Raw genomic sequence first — 9521 nt, 5'->3', positions numbered from 1 at the left:
CGGTGAAGAAGCAGCCAGCGTGGGTGCGATGCTGGCCCTGAATGAAGATGATTTGCTGACTTCAAACCACCGCGGCCACGGACAGGCTATCGCTAAGGGAATCAATCTGAATGAAATGATGGCCGAAATCCTTGGCAAATACACCGGAACCTGTAAAGGGAAAGGCGGCTCTATGCACATCGCTGATCTGGATGCTGGAAACCTCGGTGCCAACGGTATTGTAGGAGGCGGTATGGGGATTGCTGTCGGAGCAGCCCTGACCCAGCAGATGCACAAGACCGGCAAAATCGTTGTCTGCTTCTTTGGGGACGGCGCGACCAACGAAGGTGTTTTCCATGAAGCGGTCAATATGGCCTCTATCTGGAAACTGCCGGTGATTTTCTACTGCATCAATAACGGCTACGGTATTTCTGCCGACATCAAGAAAATGACCAATGTGGAGCATATCCATGAACGCAGCGCCGCCTATGGCATCCCGGGCATGTTTATTCCAGATGGCAATAATGTTTTGGATGTTTATGAAGGCTTCCAAAAGGCTGTGGAGCATGTGCGCAGCGGCAAAGGCCCTGTCTTAATCGAAAGTGTGACCTACCGCTGGCTGGGGCATTCCTCATCTGACCCAGGCAAATACCGGACCCGTGAAGAAGTGGACGAGTGGAAAAAGAAAGATCCAATCGAAAATCTTCGTAAATACTTGGTTGAAAACAAGATCGCAACAGACGAAGAACTGGAAAGCATCCAGGCTCAAGTAAAAGAAGCGGTAGAAGCTTCTGTCAAATTTGCTGAAGAAAGCCCATTCCCGCCGCTCGAATCAGCCTTTGAAGATATTTACGCAGACTAACAGAGAGGAGATTGGTAAAAATGGAAACTAAAAATATGTCATTCCGCGACACCATTATCCTTGCTATGTCTGAGGAAATGCGTCGCGATGAAAATGTGCTCTTAATGGGAGAAGATGTCGGAGTTTTCGGAGGAGACTTCGGAACATCCGTTGGTATGCTGGAGGAATTTGGACCTGAGCGCGTGCGGGACTGTCCGATTTCGGAAGCTGCTATTTCAGGAGCAGCAGCCGGAGCAGCCATGACCGGCCTGCGTCCAATCGTTGATATGACTTTTATGGACTTTTCTGTCATCGCCATGGACGCGATTGTCAACCAAGCAGCCAAGACCCGCTACATGTTTGGCGGCAAGAGACAGGTCCCTATGACTATCCGCTGTGCTGCCGGCAATGGGGTCGGCTCAGCCGCTCAGCACTCCCAGTCTTTGGAGTCTTGGTTTACCCATATCCCAGGGCTTAAGGTCGTAGCACCGGGAACACCGGCTGATATGAAAGGGCTGCTCAAGTCTTCTATCCGCGATAACAACCCCGTGATTATCTTGGAATACAAGTCTGAGTTCAATCAGAAAGGGGAAGTGCCGTTGGATCCGGATTACACCATTCCGCTCGGTGTCGGTGAAATCAAGAAAGAAGGCACGGATGTAACGGTTGTCACCTACGGAAAAATGCTGCGCCGGGTTATGCAGGCAGCAGAAGAATTGGCAGAAGAAGGCATCTCTGTAGAAGTGGTGGATCCACGTACTCTGGTGCCGCTTGATAAGGACATCATCATCAGCTCTGTCAAAAAGACAGGCAAGGTCGTTCTGGTCAATGATGCTCATAAGACCAGCGGTTATATCGGTGAAATTTCAGCAATTATCTCTGAGTCTGAAGCCTTTGATTATCTGGATGCGCCAATCCGCCGCTGTGCAGGCGAGGATGTTCCCATGCCTTACGCTCAGAATCTGGAAAATGCCATGATTCCGACTGTAGAAAGCATCAAAGACGCTATTCGCAAGACTTATCACAAAGAATAAGGTATAATAAAGAAAGGGCTTTCTTGAAGTCGTTTCACCTAATTCTCTTTATGCAAAAATAAAACAGAATTCGGACGGGACGCTGTGAAAAAATAGATTTACTCGTGTTCATTGAACACATGGCTAATTTCTATTTTTCCGTGCGTTCTGTGTCCTTAGTATCATGTATTTGAACTCGGGCTAAAGTCAGTGTGAAAAAGATAAACTTTCCTAGAAGCAGGCGCTTCTGCGTCACGTTTCCTATTTTCACTTTGACTTTTTAACGCCCTTAGTATCATATTCGAACACGCCCTAAGCTCTGGGCAAAAAAGATACATCTTTCTAGGAGCAGTTGCTCCGTCGGCAGATGTCCTATTTTTGCTGAGAGCTCTTAACGGGTTTAGTATCATATTCGAACTCGGGCTAAAAGCTCGGAAAAAAGATAAATCACCTTGGCTTCATCGAAGCCTACGTTGATTTCCTATTTTTCGGTCGCTTTTTTAACGCCCTTAGTATCATAATCGAACACGCCCTAAGCTCTGGGCAAAAAAGATACATCTTTCTAGGAGCAGTCGCTCCGTCGGCAGATGTCCTATTTTTGCTGAGAGCTCTTAACGGGCTTAGTATCATAATTTAGAACAGGAGAGGTCATGGCTGATGACAAGCTAAGAGCGACTCCTGCGGCCAGAAAGTTAGCGGATGATTTGGGAATCAACCTCTACGATGTTTCTGGCTCAGGCGCAAACGGTCGTGTCCACAAAGAAGACGTGGAAATTTACAAAGATACAAATGTGGTGCGTATTTCACCACTTGCAAAACGCATTGCCGAGGAGCATAATATCGCTTGGCAGGAAATTCAGGGAACTGGACACCGCGGCAAGATTATGAAAAAAGATGTTCTGGCCTTCCTGCCTGAGAATGTCGACAGCGATACCATTAAATCGCCGGCTCACATTGAAAAAGCCGAAGAAGTGCCAGACAATGTCACTCCATACGGTGAAATTGAGCGGATTCCAATGACGCCGATGCGCAAGGTCATTGCTCAGCGTATGGTGGAGTCCTACCTGACAGCACCGACCTTCACCCTCAACTACGAAGTGGATATGACAGAGTTGCTGGCTCTGCGCAAGAAAGTGCTGGAGCCTATCATGGAAGAAACTGGCAAAAAAGTTACCGTGACCGACCTCTTGTCACTGGCTGTGGTGAAGACGCTGATGAAGCATCCTTACATCAATGCTTCTTTAACCGACGAAGGAAAAACGATTGTCACGCATCACTATGTCAACTTGGCCATGGCAGTCGGTATGGACAACGGCCTGATGACGCCGGTGGTCTACAATGCAGAGAAGATGAGTCTGTCCCAGCTGGTCGTAGCTTTCAAGGATGTGATTGGCCGTACTTTGGATGGCAAATTGGCACCGAGCGAGCTGCAAAACTCCACCTTTACTATTAGTAATCTGGGAATGTTTGGCGTTCAGTCTTTTGGTCCGATTATCAATCAGCCTAACTCAGCTATTCTGGGAGTCAGCTCAACAGTTGAAAAGCCGGTTGTCCTAAACGGCGAAATTGTGATCCGTCCGATGATGAGTCTCGGTCTGACCATTGACCACCGAGTGGTAGACGGTATGGCTGGAGCTAAATTCATGAAAGACTTGAAAGCCTTGATTGAAGATCCGATTTCAATGTTGATTTAGCCTTTAGACTGCCTGCTGGAATGAATTTTACGGTATTGCAGCAGGACAAAAATCAAAGAGCTTGCAAAATAAGATTCAAAAGAGAAAAGGAAAGAAAAAATGGCCTTAGAAGTAATTATGCCAAAAGCCGGGGTTGATATGACCGAAGGGCAGATTGTCCAATGGAATAAAAAAGTCGGCGAATTTGTCAAAGAAGGGGAAATCCTTCTGGAAATCATGACCGACAAGGTCAGCATGGAATTGGAAGCCGAAGAAGACGGCTACCTGATTGCCATTCTCAAGGGCGATGGCGAAACTGTCCCTGTAACGGAAGTGATCGGCTACCTAGGAGAAGAGGGAGAAAACATCCCAAGTGCCAGCGGTTCAGCGCCTGCTCAAGCGCCTGCGGCTCCTGCGGCAGCTGCAGCCAGCACGGATGATGATAAGAGTGACGATGCCTATGACATCGTGGTGATTGGCGGCGGTCCTGCAGGCTATGTAGCAGCGATTAAGGCAGCGCAAATCGGCGGTAAGATTGCTCTGGTTGAAAAGTCTGAGCTGGGCGGCACCTGCCTCAACCGCGGCTGTATCCCGACTAAGACCTACCTGCACAATGCCGAAATTATCGAAAGTCTGGGGCATGCAGCCAACCGTGGTATTATCATTGAAAACCCAAGCTTTACAGTGGACATGGACAAGGTTCTGGAAACTAAGAACAAGGTTGTCAATACACTGGTCGGCGGTGTTGCTGGTCTGCTTCGCAGCTACGGTGTCGATGTGCATAAGGGGATCGGTACCATTACTAAGGATAAGAATGTCCTGGTCAACGGCTCTGAACTGCTGGAAACCAAGAAAATCATCTTGGCCGGCGGATCCAAAGTCAGCAAGATCAACGTTCCCGGCATGGAGTCATCGCTTGTCATGACCAGTGATGATATTCTGGAAATGAATGAAGTTCCGGAAAATCTGGTCATCATCGGCGGCGGCGTTGTCGGTATTGAGCTGGGACAGGCCTTCATGACCTTTGGCTCAAAAGTAACGGTCATTGAAATGATGGATCGGATTGTTCCGGCGATGGATGCAGAAGTGTCTAAGAACCTTCGCCTCATCCTGGAGCGCAAAGGAATGACCATCCTGACAGATACCAAGCTGGAAGAAATCATTGAAGAAAATGGCAAACTCCGGATTAAGGTGGCAGGCAAGGACGATATTGTCGCTGATAAAGCCCTGCTGTCTATCGGACGGGTACCAGATCTTGAAGGGATTGGCGATGTTGAGTTTGAGCTGGACCGCGGCCGCATCAAGGTCAATGAATACATGGAAACATCCGTTCCCGGCATTTATGCGCCGGGTGACATCAACGGCACCAAGATGCTGGCCCATGCAGCCTTCCGTATGGGAGAAGTTGCTGCAGAAAATGCTCTCAAGGGCAACCACCATGTGGCCAAGCTCAACCTGACCCCGGCGGCTATCTATACTCTGCCGGAAGTCGCAGCTGTTGGTCTGACGGAAGAGCAGGCGCGTGAGAAGTATGATGTCGCAATCGGTAAATTTAACTTTGCTGCCAACGGCCGTGCCATCGCATCGGATGCGGCTCAAGGCTTTGTCAAAGTTATCGCCGACAAGAAATACGGCGAAGTGCTGGGTGTGCATATCATCGGTCCTGCAGCGGCAGAGCTGATCAATGAAGCTTCAACCATCATCGAAATGGAAATCACAGTTGAGGAAATGCTCAAGACCATCCATGGTCACCCAACCTTCTCAGAAGTCATGTATGAAGCTTTTGCAGATGTATTGGGACTGGCTGTTCACTCACCTAAGAAAAAATAAAAGGTAAGATGCTATGAAATACATTGTCAACAACAGCAATGAGACTGCCTATAATATCGCTCTGGAGGAGTATGCTTTTAAGCATCTCCTTGATGAGGATATGATTTTCCTGCTTTGGATCAATAAACCATCCATTATCGTGGGCCGCCATCAGAATACCGTTCAGGAAATCAACCGCGACTATGTCCGCGAGCATGGCATTGAAGTTGTCCGCCGTATCAGCGGCGGCGGGGCTGTTTATCATGACCTGAACAACCTCAACTACACCATCATTTCCAAAGAAAGCGAAGACAAGGCTTTTGATTTTAAGAGTTTCTCGGTACCAGTCATCAAAACGCTGGAAGAGCTGGGAGTCAAAGCAGAATTTACCGGCCGGAACGACTTGGAAATTGACGGCAAGAAGTTCTGCGGCAATGCACAGGCCTATATCAACGGCCGTATCATGCACCATGGCTGTCTGCTCTTTGATGTGGATCTGTCTGTCCTCGCCAATGCTCTTCAGGTCTCCAAGGACAAATTTGAGTCCAAAGGCGTCAAGTCTGTCCGGGCCCGGGTCACCAATATTGTCGATGAGCTGCCTGAGAAAATCACGGTCGAGGAATTCCGCGATCTGCTCCTGGACTATATGAAGAAAGAATATCCGCAAATGACGGAATACGTCTTTTCTGAACAGGAATTGGCGGAAATCAACCGGATAAAAGAGAGCAAGTTCGGCACTTGGGACTGGAATTACGGCAAATCGCCGGAATACAATGTCCGTCGCGGAACCAAGTTCACCAGCGGCAAGGTGGAAATCTTTGCCAATGTCGTCGAGTCTAAGATTCAGGACATTAAAATTTATGGAGACTTCTTCGGAATCGAAGATGTAGCAGCAGTAGAAGATGTGCTGCGCGGAGTCAAATACGAGCGGGAAGATGTACTCAAAGCATTGGAAACGATTGATATCAGCCGTTACTTTGCCGGTATCAGCAGAGAAGAAATCGCCGAAGCGGTTGTAGGATAAGATAAGGAACCCCAGACTCATCGAGTTTGGGGTTTTAAGGCAAACTATTGCAATTCAACAACATTCTTACGTTTACTTGACGAGCTGTTTTTTTCTATGCTTTATCAGTTAGATATGATAGAATGATAGGGAATCAGAGAAAGAGGTGCCTTGATGCAGAAAGTTCCAGTAGAAAGCCTTGGTTTGTTTGAGCAGTTGGATCGCACAGTGATTGTTTTTCTCAAGAAAAAACCATCTCCTCATCCGGATAACCTGTATATCAGCATATCTGCTGAAGACTACGAGAAAAAGAAAGCAGACTTTGAAGCAGCCGGCTGCCAAGCTTTGGAAGTGCCGTTGGGGATGGCGCTGGACAATGTCATCCAGCAACCTTCTTTCCAAAATTTGGTTATCGGCGGACTGTATATGGTGGATGTTTTTGTTTCCAAGGAAGACCTGCTGCCTTTGAAAGACCTGATCGATAGCTTTTGCATCATGTATGCAGCGGCCAATAACCGGATAGAAAATATCAAGGCCTACGATCTGATGAAGAGCAAAACCGTCTATTTTATTGGCAATCTCTTTACCGACAGTCCGCAGCCCGGGGATCAAATCAGCTTTGAAGGACTGAAGCGGGAGACAGAAGACGGAAGCTATGAAGCAGTCAAATGCTTCCTGACCAGAGAAAGTGCTGAACAGTACAATGCTAAGAACCGTCCGGTCACAGCAGCCAATCTGGAGCACCTCAAGCGTTTTTGGCGCAAGCCGCTGATTATCGAGCCCTATCGAAATTATTGGATTGAGTTTTTATAGAAATCATTAAAAAAGAGCGAAAACAAGCATGCAGCATTGTCTCGCTCTTTTGATTTACTGCCGTTTTGATTGCACAGTTGATACATATTTTTAATTATGTAAACTATAGATTATCCAGAGCATTTTTTTGCTCGTCATTGACAATATGGGTATAGAGGTCCGTTACCTGAGTGCTGGCGTGCCCCAGCTGGTGGCTGACCAGGACTTGTGACTTGGTCGCGTCATAAAGCCGCGTGGCCAGCGTGTGGCGGAGTTTGTGCGGTGTCACCCGCACTTTGAAATCCTCTGAATATTTGGCCACCATTTTTTCGACACTGGAGGCGTCGATGCGATTTGCCAGTCCGCGGTATTCCGTCAGAAAGAGGGCTGTGTCTTTCTTTTCTGCCTTGTAACGCTTGGTCCGAATCTCCAGATAAGCTTCCAGATAGGGCTTGGCAAAAGCAGCAACATTGACAGAGTCACGCTTTCCGCCTTTTCTGGTCACTTCGATGATCATCATCCTGAGATTGATGTCTTTTAAGTCTAGATTGACCGCTTCAGACAGCCGGACCCCCGAAGCCAGCAGCAGGGCAATGAGCGCCAAATCCCGTTCCTTGTTCTTATTGAAGGAGGAGAGAGCACGATTGGAAAGATTTTTAGGGTATTCGGTATCAATGTAGTGGAGAAAACCTTCTGTTTCATCGCCCAAAAAGAGTTTCTGCTTGATATTCTCCGCCCGGGCCGCCAGTGTTTCTTTTTTCTTCTTAGTGGCAACCTTTTTCATGACATTGCGGTAAAAGTAAGGCTCGCCCTGATCGTTTTCCACCTCCTCGGTCAGATACTTATAGAGGCTGGACAGGGCGGAAAGAGTCCGGTTGATGGTCGTCTGAGAAACACCGTTTTGAGTCGTATTGGCATTGAGCAGCGGCCGCTCCCGCAGATAGAGGATAAAGGACTCCATGTCTTTCTTAGTCATTTTTTCCAATACCGAGAGGGGAATCTCCGCAATCTGCGAGGCATCAGCAATCCCAGATTCCAAGACCCAGCTGAAAAAACGATCGTATTCTTTCAGATATTCATAAAGAGTCGTAAAGCTGTAAGGCACAGCCAGCTTGGACTGATAATACTCCAGCACATACCAGGGCATGATGGCTTTCAGTTTCTCAATCCGTTCTAAGAGCAGTTCACGTTTCATCTTTTTTCTCCGTTTTTCTATAGCACTAGTATAGCATATCTAAATTTATTTTTCAAGAAAATTATAGTTTTTCGGAAAGATGATAGGGGGATAAATCATCCCTTTTAAATAAAAGATGATTTAGAAATACCTTGGAAGATTTAATTCATCACTCCACGCTAGCCAAGGCCAAGCTCCACCATGTTCCTGCAAATAATACCAGAAGATGTGGTCCTCATCTGATAACCCCTCATCGAATTCATAGTTTTCTTCCACCCAATCGACAAAAGTTGATAAATTCCCAACAACTTGGATAAGTTCTTTTACGCCATCATTCCAATAAAATTTTGAAATGTAGATACAGCATTCTTCGATTGCATACCATTCTATTGTGTGTTCCAGATTAACAGCCTGTCGTATGGCTGCAATCGGATAATCGTGCCTAGTTGCAAATTTTACAAGATAACGCCCATCAGCTTGTTCCTTGTAAGAAAAACCGTATCCATAGTAAATATACTGGCCATATTTTTCGTAGTATTCTTCTAAATCTACCACACCCATCAAGCGATTGAAGCTAATATAAGGAGGATCCATCCTTTCTTCCTTTTGAATTGGATAAAAATCAAGAAAATACTTCTCAAGAAAATCTTTTGAACAAATCACTTGCTGATATACATAGTTTGCCATGCTAATTCCTGCTACTTTTTACCTAACTAAAATTATGTAAACAAAAACTTCTTTATTAAACTTATCACTTCATCATTCAGCACCAAAGCCGAATGATGCGCCTTCTTGCCAGTAATTACAACTTCCTGATGAGAATGAATGCGACCTTTGTAAATCAACCGTCCAGCCTCTACACTAGTCCTGTGAACGATTCCATCTGTTTCTCCCAGAAAAAGACCAATAATAGATAGATGCTGAAGATTAGCGGGCAGCCGGTCCTGCTGAGCCAGAAAATCCTTCAGCATGTCCGTCTGTTTATCGGGATTTTTTCGATTGAGATTGTAAGGGCTGGCAATAGTCAGCAATTTCTCCATGGTCACTCCCTCATACTTCTGAAAATAACGCTGCAGGAAGGCTGTATAGATTAGACCGCCATTGGAATGCCCTAAGCCGCTGAAAGACGCAAATTGATAATGACTGAGCAGCTGAGCAAAAGCTCTATCAAACATCTGAGCCTGCTTTTGAATGTTAGCATATCCATCTCGATTATTCTGAAAGCCAGTAACAAAAA

General features: G+C 46.5%; 9 protein-coding genes. 6 read left to right on the top strand and 3 right to left on the bottom strand.

Annotation, left to right across the window (positions count from 1 at the left end; translation table 11 throughout):
- From STRDD11_RS12945 to STRDD11_RS12920, 6 genes are all read left to right on the top strand, one after another.
- Window positions 1-841: thiamine pyrophosphate-dependent dehydrogenase E1 component subunit alpha (locus tag STRDD11_RS12945; protein ID WP_241209466.1), on the top strand; the 841-nt coding region annotated here is incomplete at its 5' end.
- Window positions 842-861: 20 nt separating this feature from the next.
- Window positions 862-1854 (top strand): alpha-ketoacid dehydrogenase subunit beta, encoded by a 993-nt coding sequence (locus STRDD11_RS12940; RefSeq protein WP_128837646.1) that lies wholly within the window; start codon window positions 862-864, stop codon window positions 1852-1854.
- Between the two features lie 629 nt (window positions 1855-2483).
- On the top strand, window positions 2484-3527 hold the full coding sequence (locus STRDD11_RS12935; RefSeq protein WP_128837645.1) for a dihydrolipoamide acetyltransferase: 1044 nt from the start codon (window positions 2484-2486) through the stop codon (window positions 3525-3527).
- A gap of 99 nt (window positions 3528-3626) precedes the next feature.
- The gene (gene lpdA, locus STRDD11_RS12930; protein ID WP_128837644.1) at window positions 3627-5336 is read left to right on the top strand and encodes a dihydrolipoyl dehydrogenase; all 1710 of its coding nucleotides are present in this window, start codon (window positions 3627-3629) and stop codon (window positions 5334-5336) included.
- 13 nt (window positions 5337-5349) lie between these two features.
- Window positions 5350-6339, top strand: a complete 990-nt coding sequence (locus STRDD11_RS12925; protein WP_128837643.1) for a lipoate--protein ligase — start codon at window positions 5350-5352, stop codon at window positions 6337-6339.
- Between the two features lie 153 nt (window positions 6340-6492).
- Window positions 6493-7131 (top strand): hypothetical protein, encoded by a 639-nt coding sequence (locus STRDD11_RS12920; protein ID WP_128837642.1) that lies wholly within the window; start codon window positions 6493-6495, stop codon window positions 7129-7131.
- Window positions 7132-7234: 103 nt separating this feature from the next.
- On the opposite strand, the gene xerS is transcribed toward STRDD11_RS12920, so the two are convergent.
- The 3 genes from xerS to STRDD11_RS12905 all read right to left on the bottom strand — a co-directional run.
- Window positions 7235-8305, bottom strand: a complete 1071-nt coding sequence (gene xerS / locus STRDD11_RS12915) for a tyrosine recombinase XerS (protein WP_128837641.1) — start codon at window positions 8303-8305, stop codon at window positions 7235-7237.
- 120 nt (window positions 8306-8425) lie between these two features.
- Complete coding sequence (locus STRDD11_RS12910; protein ID WP_128837640.1) at window positions 8426-8971, bottom strand: hypothetical protein; 546 nt, start codon at window positions 8969-8971, stop codon at window positions 8426-8428.
- A 32-nt stretch (window positions 8972-9003) separates the two neighbouring features.
- Window positions 9004-9521, bottom strand: a 518-nt coding sequence (locus tag STRDD11_RS12905) for an alpha/beta hydrolase (protein ID WP_241209465.1), incomplete at its 5' end; no start/stop codon positions are given.

Origin of the sequence: Streptococcus sp. DD11, from assembly GCF_001578865.1 — a bacterium.
Lineage (GTDB): Bacteria > Bacillota > Bacilli > Lactobacillales > Streptococcaceae > Streptococcus > Streptococcus panodentis.
The sequence above is the reverse complement of the archived record's forward strand: the minus strand, read 5'-3'. Positions and strand labels throughout refer to the sequence as shown.